This is a genomic window from Gordonia sp. LMA484, assembly GCF_058129505.1.
In genome coordinates, this window is record NZ_CM176700.1 from 2,321,370 (window position 1) to 2,336,693 (window position 15,324).

13 protein-coding genes are annotated in these 15,324 nt (G+C 67.5%); 3 read left to right on the forward strand and 10 right to left on the reverse strand.

All coding sequences use genetic code 11. From position 1 onward, the window contains the following. Window positions 1–33 precede the first annotated feature (33 nt). The gene (locus AC4AMJ_RS10090) at window positions 34–960 is read right to left on the reverse strand and encodes an RluA family pseudouridine synthase (RefSeq protein WP_489896114.1); all 927 of its coding nucleotides are present in this window, start codon (window positions 958–960) and stop codon (window positions 34–36) included. Beyond that, the gene (gene lspA / locus AC4AMJ_RS10095; RefSeq protein WP_489896115.1) at window positions 953–1,627 is read right to left on the reverse strand and encodes a signal peptidase II; all 675 of its coding nucleotides are present in this window, start codon (window positions 1,625–1,627) and stop codon (window positions 953–955) included. Before lspA ends, AC4AMJ_RS10090 begins: the two co-directional genes overlap by 8 nt. Before the next feature lie 54 nt (window positions 1,628–1,681). On the opposite strand from lspA, the gene AC4AMJ_RS10100 reads away from it, so the two are divergent. Next, complete coding sequence (locus AC4AMJ_RS10100; RefSeq protein WP_489917981.1) at window positions 1,682–2,605, forward strand: hypothetical protein; 924 nt, start codon at window positions 1,682–1,684, stop codon at window positions 2,603–2,605. 163 nt (window positions 2,606–2,768) lie between these two features. Here AC4AMJ_RS10100 and AC4AMJ_RS10105 read toward each other — a convergent pair whose 3' ends face one another. Then, window positions 2,769–3,317, reverse strand: coding sequence for a WKL family lipoprotein (locus AC4AMJ_RS10105; protein WP_489896117.1), 549 nt, complete (start codon window positions 3,315–3,317; stop codon window positions 2,769–2,771). A 240-nt stretch (window positions 3,318–3,557) separates the two neighbouring features. On the opposite strand from AC4AMJ_RS10105, the gene AC4AMJ_RS10110 reads away from it, so the two are divergent. Then, window positions 3,558–4,499 carry an asparaginase gene (locus tag AC4AMJ_RS10110; RefSeq protein ID WP_489896118.1) on the forward strand — a complete coding sequence of 314 codons (942 nt, stop codon included), beginning with the start codon at window positions 3,558–3,560 and terminating at the stop codon, window positions 4,497–4,499. Between the two features lie 402 nt (window positions 4,500–4,901). Here AC4AMJ_RS10110 and AC4AMJ_RS10115 read toward each other — a convergent pair whose 3' ends face one another. Then, window positions 4,902–6,344, reverse strand: a complete 1,443-nt coding sequence (locus AC4AMJ_RS10115; RefSeq protein ID WP_489900935.1) for a DNA polymerase IV — start codon at window positions 6,342–6,344, stop codon at window positions 4,902–4,904. A 121-nt stretch (window positions 6,345–6,465) separates the two neighbouring features. Next, on the reverse strand, window positions 6,466–6,915 hold the full coding sequence (locus AC4AMJ_RS10120; RefSeq protein WP_489917982.1) for a nitroreductase/quinone reductase family protein: 450 nt from the start codon (window positions 6,913–6,915) through the stop codon (window positions 6,466–6,468). Window positions 6,916–7,029: 114 nt separating this feature from the next. On the opposite strand from AC4AMJ_RS10120, the gene AC4AMJ_RS10125 reads away from it, so the two are divergent. Then, on the forward strand, window positions 7,030–7,722 hold the full coding sequence (locus AC4AMJ_RS10125) for a TetR/AcrR family transcriptional regulator (protein ID WP_489917983.1): 693 nt from the start codon (window positions 7,030–7,032) through the stop codon (window positions 7,720–7,722). Window positions 7,723–7,726: 4 nt separating this feature from the next. Here the strand turns inward: AC4AMJ_RS10125 and sigJ are convergent, their stop codons facing one another. The 5 genes from sigJ to wag31 all read right to left on the reverse strand — a co-directional run bounded on the left by sigJ (window position 7,727) and on the right by wag31 (window position 15,194). Then, window positions 7,727–8,635 (reverse strand): RNA polymerase sigma factor SigJ, encoded by a 909-nt coding sequence (sigJ, locus tag AC4AMJ_RS10130; RefSeq protein ID WP_489917984.1) that lies wholly within the window; start codon window positions 8,633–8,635, stop codon window positions 7,727–7,729. After that, the gene (locus AC4AMJ_RS10135) at window positions 8,632–9,831 is read right to left on the reverse strand and encodes an NAD(P)/FAD-dependent oxidoreductase (protein WP_489896122.1); all 1,200 of its coding nucleotides are present in this window, start codon (window positions 9,829–9,831) and stop codon (window positions 8,632–8,634) included. Before AC4AMJ_RS10135 ends, sigJ begins: the two co-directional genes overlap by 4 nt. 77 nt (window positions 9,832–9,908) lie before the next feature. After that, window positions 9,909–13,163 (reverse strand): isoleucine--tRNA ligase, encoded by a 3,255-nt coding sequence (gene ileS, locus AC4AMJ_RS10140; protein ID WP_489917985.1) that lies wholly within the window; start codon window positions 13,161–13,163, stop codon window positions 9,909–9,911. A gap of 363 nt (window positions 13,164–13,526) precedes the next feature. Further along, window positions 13,527–14,348, reverse strand: coding sequence for a hypothetical protein (locus AC4AMJ_RS10145; RefSeq protein WP_489917986.1), 822 nt, complete (start codon window positions 14,346–14,348; stop codon window positions 13,527–13,529). Window positions 14,349–14,372: 24 nt separating this feature from the next. Continuing rightward, window positions 14,373–15,194, reverse strand: a complete 822-nt coding sequence (wag31, locus tag AC4AMJ_RS10150; RefSeq protein WP_489896125.1) for a DivIVA-like cell division protein Wag31 — start codon at window positions 15,192–15,194, stop codon at window positions 14,373–14,375. Window positions 15,195–15,324 lie beyond the last annotated feature (130 nt).

The following is a 15,324-nucleotide window of genomic DNA, read 5'->3' on the forward strand; positions in this document are numbered from 1 at the left end:
ACTCGCGGACCTCGACGGATCGGCCGCACACCGTCAGGCGTCGCGCAACCGGTCCAGAGCCTGCTGCAGGTCCGCCGGATACGGGCTGGTGAAGGTGACCTGCCGTCCATCCGCGGGATGCGCAAACGACAGCGACCGTGCGTGCAACCACTGCCGGTCCAGCCCGAGCCGCTTGGCCAGGACGGGATCGGCGCCGTAGGTGAGGTCGCCGCAGCACGGATGATGCAGTGCGGAGAAGTGCACGCGGATCTGGTGGGTTCGGCCGGTCTCGAGGTGGATGTCGAGCAGCGACGCCGACGCGAACATCTCCAGTGTGTCGTAGTGGGTCACCGACGGCTTCCCGTTCGCCGTTACCGCGAACTTCCAGTCGCTGCCCCGGTGGCGGCCGATGGGCGCATCGATCGTGCCCTCCGGCGGATCGAGATGCCCCTGCACCAGCGCGTGATAGCCCTTGTCGACCTCACGCTCCTTGAATGCACGTTTGAGTAGCGAATACGCGCGCTCGGACACCGCCACGACCATCACCCCCGAGGTGCCGACGTCCAGGCGGGAGACGATTCCCTGACGCTCCTGGGCACCCGACGTCGCGATCCGGTAGCCCGCCGCGTCGAGCGCTCCGACCACCGTCGGACCGGTCCAGCCCTGCGACGGGTGCGCCGCGACGCCGATCGGTTTGTCCACCACGATGATGTCCGAGTCGTGGTAGATGATCTCCATGCCCTCGACCGGGGTCGGTTCGATGCGCAGCGGCTCGGCGGGTTCGGGCAGCGTGACGTCGAGCCAGCTTCCGGCCGCCAACTTGTGCGACTTGCCGACCGCGACGCCGTCGACGGTGACGTCGCCGTCCTCGGCGAGTGTGGCGGCCACGGTCCGGGACAGCCCTAGGATGCGCGCCACCCCGGCGTCGAGTCGCATCCCGTCGAGCCCGTCGGGGACGGGCATGGAGCGCGACTCACGCATCGGCGTCCTCCCCCGCGGTCGATCGATCCGCGTGGCCGCGTTCGGCGCGATGGGCCGCCCAGCCGGTGCGGGAGCCGTCGTACTCGAAGCCCAACAGGGACAGGGCGACCAAGAGGACGGCACCACACACGACCGCCGAGTCGGCGACGTTGAACACCGGCCACCAGCCGACTGACACGAAGTCGACGACGTGCCCACGCAACACTCCGGGTGACCGGAAGATGCGGTCCGCGAGATTGCCCATGGCACCGCCGAGCACCAAACCGAGTCCGACGATCCACCAAGCCGAACGCAGCCGACTGCTGTAGCGCACGATGCCGATCACCACACACAACGCCACGATGGTCAGCACCCAGGTGTAACCGGACGCCATCGAGAAGGCGGCGCCGCTGTTTCGGACCAGCCGCAGCGTCACGAAGTCTCCGGCGATGTGCACCGGTTCGGCAGGGTCGAGATGGGCCACGGCCAACGTCTTGGTCAGCACATCGAGGCCGATGACGGTGGCGGCGATGGCCAGCAACGTCCACACCACCCGGAGGTTCCGACGATCCCTCGGCGCCGAGTGATGCCCACCCCGTGGCGCGGAAGCGTCGCCGTCCGCGGGGGACGTGGCATCGACGCCCGCCGGCTCACCCCCGTCGACCGGCCCGGGTGTCGATTGACTCATGACTCCATCATCCACCCCATCATCATCCACGAGGCCTCCAATACCCTGGCTGCCGTGTACCCCCGTCTCGCCCGTCTCGCTGCCGCGGCGGCTCTGCTCATCGGCCTCACCGGCTGTGGTTCCGACAATCAGACCGACGGCGGCGACGCCGCGACGCAGTCGGCGGGCTGTACGAACGACTCGACCTCGGGTCGAGACGGTGTGAACCTGCTGTCGATCCCGCCGGCCACGGTGACCGTCGTCGACGCCGGGACCGGGGACAAACGTGTCGCCGTCGCCGAGCCCGACCGCAGCAGTCCACAATCGGTGACGCTCGTGACGACATCGTCAGTGGCCTCGGCCACCGACAGCCAGGCCCAGACCGTCGAGATGCCGCTGCGAGCACTGTTCGGGTGCACCGACCCCACTGACCTGGAGATGACGTTGGGGACCGTCACCTCGCCCGACTCGACCCTCGCGGACCAGTTGCGTCCTGCGGAGGGGTCGTCGGCCGGGCTCGCGATCGGGCCGGGTTCGACCCCGATCTCCCTGCGCCTGGTGCCCGCGGAGGATGAGGGCCCAGAAGCACGACTGGCCATCGAGCAGTCGTTGCTGCAGTCCCTGCAGCTGTCGGTGCCGGTGCCGACCGAGCCGATCGGGTCGGGCGCGCGCTGGCGGGTGGAACGCACGATCAGCGCGGCGGTGACCGTGACCCAGCACATCGAGGCGACGCTGCGCAGCTGGTCGGGCGACGCGATGACGCTCGACGTCACGGTCGAGGAGACGCCAGTGAATTCGGTGTTCATGATCCCCGGGTCCGACCGCACCCTGACGATCTCTCGGTTCTCCAATGCCGGGACCGGCCAGATCACGCTCGATGTCGGGCGTGCGCTCCCGGAGTCCGGCACCATCACGATGACCGGGGCGCGTGAACTCGTCGGCTCCGATCCTGCGCAGCCGCTGTTGCAGCAGACCGGCCTGTCCGTCGCGTGGCGGTGACCGGACGACTCAGCGTGCGCCGAGTGACCAGACGTCCCCAGGAGCCTGCCCGACAGACCGGCCGGCACGACCGGCCCAGACGACTCGGGCCGACGGCGTGAGTCGGAACTCATGCCGTCGGCCCGAGGGTCGCTGATCGCGATGATCAGTCGGTGATCTCAGATCAGTTGGGTGCCTGCGAACTCGACGCCGCAGTCGTGCACATCGGCGTCTTCACGTTGTTCGCGGTGATGAGCGGGCACACGGTGTCGCGTGAGAGCTTCCACCGTCCGTCCGTGTAGACGATGCTCGCATCGAGCTTGGTCGGCGGGTTGTCGGGCAGCTTGACCTGCACCTTCACCGTCGCCTTGTTGGGTCCGGCCGGAATGACCGGAGGATAGATCTCGTAGGTGACGTCCGGATTGTCCTGCTTGGCCTTGACCAGCTCGTCGAAGATGGCCGGGTCTGCCGAGGAACCCTCGACCAGATCGGTCTTCTCGGTGTTCGGCACGTTCGGGTCGAGCGCCTGTTCCAGCATCTGATTCAGCGTCGCCACCGAGGGCCGCGTGTTCGGGTCGGTCACCCCGCCACCCTCACCCGACGAGGCCGAGGTCGCCGCCGACGACACCGTCGGCACGGATGGGACGTCGTTGTCATCGCTGCCGCAGGCGGCCACCGATGCTGCCACCGACCCCGCGATCAACACGGCGGTCACGATCTTCGGAAACTTCACCGATCTCCCTTACTGTCGTTCGTCCGGTCCGCGGGCGGTCTCTTCCCCGCAGATCCTGGCAGTTTCTGGCCGACATACCCCCCTCGGGGCCGCCAAAACTTCCACCACTATGCCAAATCGACGGCGCCGCGCCCAACATTCGGGACGGGAAGTCGCACGTCGGAGGCCCAACGCTCGACGGCGCACCCAGGTTCCCGAGAATCCCGATGTCACATCTGTGACCCCCTAACCTTGGACTCCATGACGGCCACGCGCATCGTCCTGATCACCACCGGCGGCACCATCGCGGCGCAGACCACCTCCGACGGCGCGGTGCCTGCCCTTGCGGCGCGCGATCTGCTGCCGGACACGCCGGATGCCGACATCGTGAGCGTCGACCTCATGTCGGTGGACAGCTCGGCGATGACCGTTGCCGATCAATTCACGATCGTGGACGCGGTCGTCGCAGCCCTCGACGATCCGACCGTCGCAGGCGTGGTGGTGACCCACGGCACCGACACTCTCGAGGAGACGTCGTATCTGGTGGATCTCTTCCACACCGACGACCGTCCGGTGGTGTTCACGGGCGCCCAGCTCCCGTCCGACGCCCCGTCCTCGGACGGTCCCGCAAACATCGCGGCAGCGGTGGGCGCGATCACGTTGCCCGAGAGCGTCGGTCGCGGTGTCCTCGTCGCGATGGGAGGTGAGATCCGTTCAGCCCGAGGCATCTTCAAGGCGTCGACCACCGATCTGGCCGCGTTCGACAACATCCACGATGCGCTTCCACGACTGACGGTTGGTGTCACCGGAGCGCGGACCGCACGTGTGCGTGTCGACGCGTTCAGCCTGTACCCCGGGGTGTCACCGGGCCTCATCGCGGCGGCGGTAGACCAGCGAGCGTCCGGAATCGTATTGGCCGGCAAGGGTTCCGGGAATACGCACCCGGACATCACCGCCGAGGTCAACGCCGCAGTCCGGGAGGGGGTCGTCGTCGTGGTGACCACCCGTGTCCCCTACGGACCGGTCGTCCCCACCTATGGCGGCGGTGGCGGGGCCGTCGACCTGGAACGCGCCGGTGCCATCGTGTCGCGTTGGCTACGCGCACCCCAGGCGCGGATCGCGTTGCTGGCGCTCCTCTCCACCGGCGCCTCCCCCGACGACGTCCGAGAGTTCTTCCGCGCGAGCGATCCTCACCGCGGGTAGCCACGGGCCTGTACCGGCTCGCGAGCCTCACCCCACGCCCCCCGACGAGCCTGCGAGCCTGCGAACCTCACCACACGCCCCCTGAGGAGCCTCCGAGCTTGCGAACGCCACCACACGCCCCTGAGGAGCCTCCGAGCCTGCGGACGCCACCACACGCCCCCTGAGGAGCCTCCGAGCCTGCGAGGATGCGTCACGAAGGGCGACCCTTCGTGACGGTCCTCCGCTATCGCTCCGAACCTCCTCAGGGATCGGGGTTTTGAGAAGCACACTTGCAAGCGTCACGCCCACGCCCACGCCCACGCCCACGCCCACGCCCACGCCCACGCCCACGCCCACGCCCACGAGGAGCCTGCGAGGACGCGTCACGAAGGGCAACCCTTTCGTGACTGTCCGATCGGCGCCTCACTCCGCTCGCGTCTCTCGCGCCTGCTGTTCGACATCCACTTCCTGCGCAACAGTATTGACCCCCGGCCACGCCAGACTGTCCAGCGGATCGGCCCGCTGGAGCCGCGGATCCTCGGCCGGAAAGGTCATCGCCCGGCCCGGTCCTGTGGCCCGCGTCTCGAATCGCACGGTCACCACACCGTGCCCGCTCCCCTGTACCCATCCATGACCATGGTCAGGATGCACGACATCGCTGCCGGTTTCCCAGCGGGCACCCGCGTCGACCTCGGAATCATGCTCGGCAGCAGCACCATCCGCCGCTTCACCCGGCACCGATTCCACCGGTCCTGCCGCCACGAATCCGGCCTCGAACGCATCGTCATCGATGACGGCCATGGCCGACTCTCCCTCATCCAGGTCACCGAACAGCGAGAACTGCTGCACAGCAGTCAGACCCGAGTAGCCGACGCCCACCAGACGGATCGGCCCGATGCTCCGCGGATCGAGTGCGAGACGCTGGGCGGCCGAGGTGAGGACGGACAGCTCCGTCGTCGCCGCCGCCAACGTCGTCGACCGGGTCAGCACGGACATGTCCGACCGCTTGAGTTTGAGCACCACCGTCCGGGCCCCACGCCCGTCCGACAGCAGTCGCCGATGGGCACCCTCGGCGGCGGACTCGATCGCCGGCCGCAGTTCGTCGAGTTCCACCAGATCGCGCGGGAAGGTCGACTCGGCGCTGATCTGCTTGGCCGATGCCCGCTCGGTCACCGGACGGTCATCAATCCCTTGCGCGAGGCGGTGCAGTGCGGGACCGACAGTGGCGCCGAGCACCGAGACGACCTCGAGGTCCGACAGCTCCGCGAAGTCGCCGATCGTCTCGATCCCCAATCGGTGGAGCTTGTCCCCGGACACCGGACCGATTCCCCACAACTTGCGCACCGGTAGCGCATGGAGGAAAGCGAGTTCACGACTTGGTGGAATCGCCATCACCCCATCGGGTTTGGCGAGTCCGGACGCGATCTTGGCGATCTGTTTGCCGCTCCCGAACCCCACCGACGCGGAGATGCCCACCGTGTCCCGGATCTGCGCGCGGAGCCGTTCGGCGAACGCCGTGACATCCTCGACCGTCGCACCGGCCAGCTCTTCCGGCTCTCCGAACGCCTCGTCGAACGAGAGCATCTCGATGACCGGGATCGCGTCCCTGACCAGACCGAAAATCCTGGCGCTCACCACCCGATAGACCGATCCGCGCGGCGGCAGTACGACGGCACCTGCACCGATCAGTCGCCGCGCCTGATGCATCGGCATGGCCGAGCGGGCCCCGTAGGCGCGCGCCGCGTAGCTGGCCCCGGCCACCACACCACGACCGCCGGTTCCGCCGACCAGCACCGGTCGGCCTCGCAGAGTGGGCCGCGTGAGCTGCTCCACCGACGCAAAGAATGCATCCATGTCGAGGTGCATCACCCACCGTCCGCTCCGTTCGGCATCCGCACCGGCGGAGCCGGACGAGGACGGAACGGCGGTCACCACTCCCGCATCGTAGTTCGGGCCGCGGCCGGGCAGGAGGACGGCCACCGTGACTTCAGCGGATCTCGAACACCGGCAGAGCGTCGACGTGCGCGGCGATCGCTGCGTCGTCGGGATCATCACTCATCCCCTCCGGCAGGAAGCGCTTGACCTCCCAGCCCCACTTGTCGAGGTAGGCCCGGATCATCGGTGCGCGATCGGCAGCGGGCACCTCGACCAGGGTGATCGCGCGCCGACGCCGTCCCCGGCGTAGCTCTCCGGCATTGTTCACCCGCACGTTTCGCACCCACTGCGTGGTGCCGCGGGGAGCGACGAGATACTCGCGACCCTCGTACGTCATCGGGTTGACCGGCACTGTCTGCGGATTCCCACTGACCCGACCGGTGACCGTCAAGGTCTGCGCTCCGGCCAGATTGATACCGCGATCGACGAGCCACCGCACCACGCCGTTGAAGACATTGTCCATTCCCTGAGGTCCGCGGTAGTGCGTGTGCGCTGCGTTCATGATGTGCCCTTTCTGAGTTCCGACGTTTCGAGAGCACTGCTCTCGAAATCGAGTATGCACCGCGTCGGCGACAAATACAAGAGCAGTGCTCTCGTTTTGTGGCAGACTGGTGACATGACCGGAGGAACGACACGAAAAGCCAACCGGGCGGCGATGGAATCGGAGATCCGACGACTCGGACGCGAACATCTGCGCACGCAGGGCGCGGCCGGATTGTCGTTGCGAGCGATCGCACGCGACCTCGGGGTGGTGTCGTCTGCGGTCTACCGGTACGTCCCGAGCCGGGACGACCTGTTGACGATTCTGCTGGTCGAGGCCTACTCCGACCTCGCCGACGTCGTCGAGAAGGCACTGTCGGACATCGCAACCGATCGGCACCGCGATCGCCTGCGCGCCGCCACCCGCGCGTTGCGCACCTGGGCCGTCGACGACCCGTCGCGCTGGGCACTGCTCTACGGCAGCCCGGTGCCCGGCTATGCCGCTCCCGCGGAAGCGACCGTCGAACCCGGCACACGAGTCGTCGCGATGCTCATCGCCGAGTTCGCGCGCGCGGAGTCCGCGGGTCTGGTCTCCGTCGACCCGACCGCCGCCCCCGATGAACTGAGCGGCGACCTCGCCAAGATCCGCGAGGAGTTCGGCGCCGACCTCTCCGACGCCGGACTCCTCGCCGCGACATCACTCTGGTCCACCACGGTCGGTGCGATCAGCCTCGAGGTTTTCGGACAGTACGGCCCGGACACCTTCGAGGATCCCGAAACCCTGTTCGTCGCCTTGGTCGACCGGGCACTCGCAGCGGTTCGGGCCTGAGCCGCTACCGCGCGATCGGCCGCTCGGTGCCGATCCCGGTCAGCTTCTCCGGGTTTCGGGTCGCATAGATGTTGCCGATGACACCGTCGACGACATCGAGCACGAAGACGCCCTGGAGCTCACCATCGAAAAAGACACGCATGCCGGGGAGGCTGTTGAAGATCGCCGGCTCGACGCGGAAATCGTCGAGCCGAGATCCGACGCGGGAGAAGCCGGCCATGAGCCGAGCCACCGCCAACGCCCCACGAACCGGTTTGCGGACCGCGCTGGCCTTCCCGTCGCTGTCCGCTGTGAACTCCACGTCCGGCGACAAGATCGACATGAGTTCCTCGATGTCCCCCGATTCGGCGGCGGCCATGAACACAGCCGTCACCTCCGCCGTCCGCGCGGCGTCGACAGGCTGGAACCGGTGACGGCGCGCGTGGACGTGGGCTCGGGCCCGGTGCGACATCTGACGCACGGCCGTCGCGGATCTACCGACCATGTCGGCGATCTCGTCGTGGGAGAACGCGAACACCTCGCGCAGGACGAACACGACGCGTTCGTCCGGGGTCAGGCTCTCCAGCACCACCAACATCGCCGTGGACACCGACTCCGCCAACACGACATCCTCGGATGCGTCGTGTTCGTCCAGGAGGATCGGTTCGGGGAGCCATGGTCCGACGTATTCCTCACGGCGTCGTGAGGACGCGCGCAGCATGTTCAGGGCCTGCCGGGTCACCACCTTGGCGAGGTAGGACCTGCTGTCGGTCACCGTGTCGAGATCGACGTCCGCCCACCGCAGATAGCTCTCCTGCAGTACGTCGTCGGCGTCGGTGGCCGACCCGAGGATCTCATAGGCCACCGTGAACAGCAGCGGCCGCAGCTCGGTGAACCGAGCAGCATGTTCGTCAGCGTCGGGCACCGAGATCATCCGGCCACCTCGGCGGGCAGTTGCGCGGCCACCACGCGTGGATGTCTCGAGAACGACGGCGTGACACCGGGCCGACGGGCCTCCAACCGCAATCCCCAGATCACGCTGCGGCACACCATTTCCTTGATGAACGTGGCGGTCCGTCCGCTGATCGCGAACTGAACCGGGGCGTCGTCTTTCCTGGTCGGCTGAATCACCGCGCCGTGGCGACCGAGTGACGTGCACTGTCCGACGAAGATCGTCTGCGACGCCGTCGCCTGCGCGCCGGACAGATGCGCCAGAACCGTGTCGGCGGCGTTGGGCCCCAATTGGTTGGCCGCCTGGCAACTCATCCGATACGGCGCACCCGACGGTGCCACCGAGTCACCGGCCCCGACGATCCGCGGATCGTCGACGCTGGTCAGTGTTTCGTCGGTGATCAGCCGGCCGATCCCGTCGGTGGTGAGGCCGCTCGATACAGCCAGATCGGGCACCCGGAAGCCCGCGGCGACGATGGTCGTCGTGCTGGGCAGGATCTCCCGGGTGTCGGCTCCCACGACGGTCACGGTATCGGGTCCGACGGCCTCGACGCGATGGTCTTCCACGATCTCCACGCCCAGCTTCGCCAACCGCCGCCGCACCGACCGGCGAGCCCGGTCCCCGAACGACGGGGCGAGAACGCCGCGACAGACGAGCCGTACGGCCAGACCCGTCTCCGCGAGTTCGGCCGCCATCTCGATGCCCGTGAGCCCGCCGCCGACCACGGTCGTCGTCGAGTCGGGGCCGGAGGCGATCAGATGCTCGCGGAGTCGTTGCGCCGCTTCCCATTCGCCGAGCGGAAAGCCGTTCTCGGCCAGGCCCGGGATCGCGTCGGCGGGCGTGGCCGTCGAGCCCACCGCGTAGACGAGGTGGTCATAGCCGAGTGCCTCGCCCGAGGCCAGTTCCACCCGGCCGGCCGCGACATCGATCCGCGTGGCGCTGTCCACGACCAGCCGCACATCCGCACCGATGACTCGCTCGAATTCCTGCTCGGCGGTGCCGGTCCCGGCGATCCACTGGTGCAGTCGGATGCGGTGGACGAACTGCGGCCGTGGATTCACCAGCACCACATCCGCGTCAGCCGTCGACAGCCGGTTGGCGGCCATCGTCCCGGCGTAGCCGCCGCCCAGGATCACGATCTGTGCACGGCGCGAGGTCTGAGACTGTGAGGTGTTCATGGTTGCTCCTCTCGAAGGTGGACAACCCTGAGACACCATGAACCCACCGAACGTGACACACGGTGACGCAGATCACATCAGTGCGGTCGTCCCGCCACCTTCGCGATGTCGGCCGTCACCCCGTCCCCGAGCTCGACAGCTCCGGCGTCGCCGCTGGTCATGACGTCGAAGCGCACGGCCAGGACCTCGCCGGCGATCATCTCGGCGTGCCGGGTGGCCCAGTCGAGCCGCGCGTCGGGCACCACGAATCGAACCTCGATCCGGTCCGAGACCTCGAGACCGAGGCTGCGGCGCGCGTCCTGCAGTTCGCGGATGCGGTCCTTGGCCCATCCCTCGGCCTCGAGTTCCTCGGTGACACGGATGTCGAGCACCACCAGCCCGCGTCCGCCGGGCAGCTCGGCGGTCGAGTCGGGTTCCTCGGCAACAAGACGCCGCGTGTACTCCCCGTCCTGCAGTTCGATGCCGTCGGCGACGACGACCTCCCCGCCGTCGGTGCCGGTCTGGACCGACCAGTTGCCCGACTTCACCGCCTTGATGGCGCGCTGGACGTCCTTGCCCAACCGCGGCCCGGCGGCGCGGGCGTTGACCGCGATCTCGTGGCGACCATAGGCGTCCGCGTCGGTCGACAGCGTCACCGACTTCACGTTCATCTCGTCGGCGATCAGATCCTGGTACGGCGTCAGCCGCTCGGCCGTCGGCGATGCGACCGTGAGTCCCGGCAACGGCAGTCGCACCCGCAGTTGGTTCGCCTTGCGCACACTCGAGGCGACCGAGCAGACCTCCTGGACCTCGTCCATCGCAGCGACGAGATCGGCGTCGGATGGGAGCTCGTCGGCGGACGGCCAGTCGGTCAGATGCACCGAACGACCGCCGGTCAGGCCACGCCAGATCGACTCGGTCGCCAACGGCAGGAGTGGGGCCGCCAGTCTGCTGGCCACCTCCAGCACCGTGTACAAGGTGTCGAACGCGTCCGGGTCCTCGTCCTGGCCTGCCCAGAAACGGGCACGCGACCGACGGACATACCAGTTGGTCAACGACTCGACGAACTCGCGGAACGACTCACATGCACCGGCGATGTCGTAGACATCCAACGCGTCGGTCATCGTCTCGCGGGTGGCGGCGAGCTTGGCCAGGATGTAGCGGTCGAGCACGTGGGTCGAATCGGTTCGCCAGGTCGCGGGCCGCTCGGCGTAGAGCTGCAGGAAGCTGTAGGCATTCCACAGCGGCAGCAGCGCCTGACGCACACCCTCCCGGATGCCGCGCTCGGTGACCACCAGGTTGCCGCCGCGCAGCACCGGCGACGCCATCAGGAACCACCGCATCGCATCCGATCCGTCACGGTCGAAGACCTCGTTGACGTCCGGGTAGTTGCGCTTGGATTTCGACATCTTCTGGCCGTCGTCGCCCAGGACGATGCCATGAGCGATCACACTCTTGAACGCCGGTCGGTCGAAGAGCGCCGTCGCCAGTACGTGCAGGTTGTAGAACCACCCACGGGTCTGACCGTTGTACTCGACGATGAAATCGCCCGGATTGTGCGGCAATTCGGCCTTCGACTCGTTTCCGTCGAACCAGTCGGAGTTCTCGAACGGGTAATGCACCTGCGCAAACGGCATGGAGCCGGACTCGAACCAGCAATCGAACACCTCGGGGACGCGACGCATCGTCGACTTCCCGGTCGGGTCATCGGGATTCGGCCGAGTGAGGTCGTCGATATAGGGCCGATGCAGATTGTCCGGTCGCACGCCGAAGTCGCGCTCGAGGTCGTCGAGCGAGCCGTAGACATCGATCCGGGGGTAGTCCGGGTCATCGGAGATCCACACCGGGATGGGTGCGCCCCAGAAGCGGTTTCGGCTGATGTTCCAGTCCCGCGCACCCTCGAGCCACTTGCCGAACTGGCCCTCGCGGATGTGCTCGGGTGACCAGGTGATCTGCTTGTTGAGCTCGAGCATGCGCTCCTTGATCGGGGTGACCGCGACGAACCACGATGGAACGGCCATGTAGATCAAGGGTTTACCCGATCGCCACGAGTGCGGGTACGAGTGCTTGATGGTGTCGTGGCGGACGATCTTACCGGCCGCCTTGAGGTCCTTGATGATCACCGGGTTGGCGTCGAAGACCATCAGGCCCTCATATGGCGGCACCTGGGAGGTGAACCGGCCGCCCGGATCCAGCGGCTGAACGACCTCGATGCCGTTGGCGGTCGAAAGTTCCATGTCCTCCTCACCGAAGGCGGGAGCGAGGTGGACGATCCCGGTACCGCTGTCGGTGGTGACATAGTCGCCGAGCAGTACACGATGCGCGTTCGGATGGCCGGCGAAGAAGTCGAACGGAGGTGTGTACGACAGCCCCTCGAGATCTGCTCCCCGGTAGGTCCCCAGCTCCGCGGGCCCGGTGTGATCGCCGTCCGCCGCGCCGAGTTCCTTTGCGTAACTGCCCAGCAGCGCCTTCGCGAGCAGATACTCCTGCCCGTCGCCCGCCCTGACATGCACGTACTCGGTGTCGGGATGCACGGCTATCGCGAGGTTCGACGGCAACGTCCACGGCGTCGTGGTCCAGATGACCGCGTTCACACCGTCGAGCTCGCGGAGCGGACCGTCGGGAACGGTGAGGGGCATCCGCACGGTGACCGCAGGGTCCTGCCGCATGCGGTAGGCGTCGTCGAGTTTGGATTCCTGATTCGACAGTGGGGTCTGCTCGTACCAGCTGTAGGGCAGGACGCGGTATCCCTGATAGATCAGGCCCTTGTCGTACAGTCGCTTGAATGCCCACATGACCGACTCCATGAAGTCGAGATCGAGCGTCTTGTAGTCGTTGTCGAAGTCCACCCAGCGCGCCTGGCGGGTCACGTAGTCGCGCCACTCCCCCGTGTAGCGCAGCACGGAGTCGCGACAGAAGTCGTTGAACTTCTCCATGCCCATCTTCTCGATCTCCGACTTGTCGGTGATCCCGAGTTGACGCTCGGCCTCGAGCTCGGCGGGCAGACCATGGGTGTCCCAACCGAACCGACGCTCGACCTTCTTGCCGCGCATGGTCTGGTACCGCGGTACCAGGTCTTTCACATAGCCGGTCAGCAGGTGGCCGTAGTGCGGCAGACCGTTGGCGAACGGCGGGCCGTCGTAGAAGACGAACTCCTCGGCCTGTGCGCGATTCTCGATCGATGCGGCGAACGTACCGTCGGCGTCCCAGTACTCGAGGACGCGCTCTTCGACATCCGGGAACGAGGGTGCGCCGCGACCGGTACCGCCGGTCATGTCGATGATGGGATAGACCCGCGAACTGCTGGATTCCGGGGTGCCGGATGGGTCGTTGGTGCTGACCGTGTCGGTCATGGTCGCTCTCCTCGTGCCTGGCATGCGAACAACTGCTCTGGCACGGGGACGCACATCATGTGGTCGACGACCACCCGATCTGCGCGGTACCACCCCGCTTGCGTCGCGCGGAATCCCGTCAGGATCACGCGGCGCCTCTCGCCGGTCCGCGACCTCGCGGACCCACGGCTGTGACGGGCCGCTCCCGCCCGGTTCTACTGAGGGCCGCGCACGGGCTGTGCTGCCTCGACGACCCCGTTCTTCCGGGTGCTCCCCGGTGATGGCCGGATCAACGCAGCATCGAGTGTAGCCGCCACGGGGCCCGCCGGACCAATCGCTGTATGAGACCAGCCTGCGCTGAACGGCGGCTGCTTCGCCGGCTGCTCAGTCGAGCGGCGGTCGCCAGTTGGGGTCCAATGGGTCGAAGCGTTGGGTACGGGGTTCTGCCGAGCCGTCCCGACGATCATCGGGGCGGTCATCACCCGGTCGCTGGTCCTCGGGCCGCTGAGCCGAGAACGACTCTGCCGACGAGCCACCATTGCGCTGATGAGCCCCAGCAGAGCGCCCACCCTCGGGTGAGTACCGCCGCGGCGGTGCACCGGGTGGAGCCGCGCTCGGTGGATCGGGTCGTGGCGGCGCGCCGGTGAAACCACCCACCGACCGGAGGTAGTCGTCGTAGGTACCCTCCCGCGGCGGCGGAGGTCCACCCTGACCGCCCGGGGCGCCGGATGGACCCGGCGGCATCTGCGGACCCCCTCCCGGCCGCGGCCCTGATCCACCCTCTGGCCCGAAGGCAGGCGGCGCGCCCGGGCGCGATCGATCGCCACGTGATTGCGAGGACGACTCCTCGGGATCGCCGCCGCGGGACGGATCGGCGTGCGCCGGTGGCCCACCGCCCGGAGTCCAGGTCGCCGGGCCCGGGGCGCGTTCGTGCCGTCCGGATCGCGGCTGATCCGTGCCGTCCGCGGACCCGGACTCATCGGTCGGCGACGAATCCGCGCCTGCATCGTCGGTGGCGACGAAATCTTCGAGCGAACGCTCGTCACCGCCCCGCCGACCCGCGCCGACGATGTCCGCGATCAGGAAACCCAGACCGACCAGGCAGATGACGATGCACGCGATGGCCAGCCAGACTGTGCCGGTGATCAGTCCGAGCACCAGCAACACGAACCCTACGAGCGTTGCCGCCAGGGCCAGTGTCAGCACGAGTTCTCCCCGCTTGTCTGCCGACTAACTCGGTGAGTAGCTCGTGAATCCACCGTTGCCGGGATCCGACGAGAACGAGTCCGCCCGGCCACCCTCGACGGGTGCGGCGCTACCGCGCTGCTGCAACTCCTCGAGCTGGGATTCCAGATAAGTCTTCAGACGGGTGCGGTACTCACGTTCGAACGTCTTGAGCTGTTCGATTCGTCCCTCGAGAACCGTACGCTGCTGATTGATCGTGCCCATGATCTCGCTGTGCTTGCGCTCGGCATCGCTCTGCAGGGCCTCGGCGCGCTCCTGCGCCTGGCGGACCTGGGCCTCCGAACGGGTCTGCGAGTCGGCGAGGATCGCCTCGGACCGCTGACGGGCGTCCGACAGCAGGGCATCTGCCTTCGTCTGCGCCTCGGACACCATGGCGTCGGCACGCGAGCGTGCGTCGTTCACCAGCGAATCAGCCTCTTGGCGCGAGGTCGAGGTCAGCCGGTCCGCGGTGTCCTGGGCGAGGGCGAGCACTCGAGCCGCGCGCACGTTGGCGTCGTCGTCGGAGAACTCCGGCTTCGGTGCAGGCGCCGGGGTCTCCGCCACCGGGGCGGCCGCGAAAACCTGGGTCCGCTCCTCGGCCGACGGCGCGGCCGACTCACCGGCGGGTGCACCCGAACGGGCCTCCGCCAGGTCGCCCTCGAGCTCCTCGACCCGCTGTTTCAGGTCGCCGTTCTCCTCGATGAGCCGTGCGAGCTCGGCCTCGACAAAGTCGAGGAACTGATCGACTTCATCCTCGTTGTAGCCGCGTTTACCGATAGGCGGTTTGCTGAACGCGACGTTGTGCACATCAGCTGGTGTCAGCCGCATGTCGGTTCCCCTCATTTGTCAGTCGAACTGTTGTGGTGGCCGGATCAAGCCATGTTCAGTTGGCAGAGTGCCAGCCTGCACACTATTTGCTGCAGGCTGTCACTGTTTATTCATACCAGTCCACTGGGTA

Excerpts from the sequence above, each read along its gene's own strand:
- sigJ (WP_489917984.1), bottom strand. The coding sequence starts at position 8,635 with ATGATCTCGGTGCCCGACGCTGACGAACATGCTGCTCGGTTCACCGAG.
- AC4AMJ_RS10110 (WP_489896118.1), top strand. The coding sequence starts at position 3,558 with ATGACGGCCACGCGCATCGTCCTGATCACCACCGGCGGCACCATCGCG.
- ileS (WP_489917985.1), bottom strand. The coding sequence starts at position 13,163 with ATGACCGACACGGTCAGCACCAACGACCCATCCGGCACCCCGGAATCC.
- AC4AMJ_RS10115 (WP_489900935.1), bottom strand. The coding sequence starts at position 6,344 with ATGCACCTCGACATGGATGCATTCTTTGCGTCGGTGGAGCAGCTCACG.
- AC4AMJ_RS10120 (WP_489917982.1), bottom strand. The coding sequence starts at position 6,915 with ATGAACGCAGCGCACACGCACTACCGCGGACCTCAGGGAATGGACAAT.
- wag31 (WP_489896125.1), bottom strand. The coding sequence starts at position 15,194 with ATGCGGCTGACACCAGCTGATGTGCACAACGTCGCGTTCAGCAAACCG.
- AC4AMJ_RS10125 (WP_489917983.1), top strand. The coding sequence starts at position 7,030 with ATGACCGGAGGAACGACACGAAAAGCCAACCGGGCGGCGATGGAATCG.
- AC4AMJ_RS10090 (WP_489896114.1), bottom strand. The coding sequence starts at position 960 with ATGCGTGAGTCGCGCTCCATGCCCGTCCCCGACGGGCTCGACGGGATG.
- lspA (WP_489896115.1), bottom strand. The coding sequence starts at position 1,627 with ATGAGTCAATCGACACCCGGGCCGGTCGACGGGGGTGAGCCGGCGGGC.
- AC4AMJ_RS10135 (WP_489896122.1), bottom strand. The coding sequence starts at position 9,831 with ATGAACACCTCACAGTCTCAGACCTCGCGCCGTGCACAGATCGTGATC.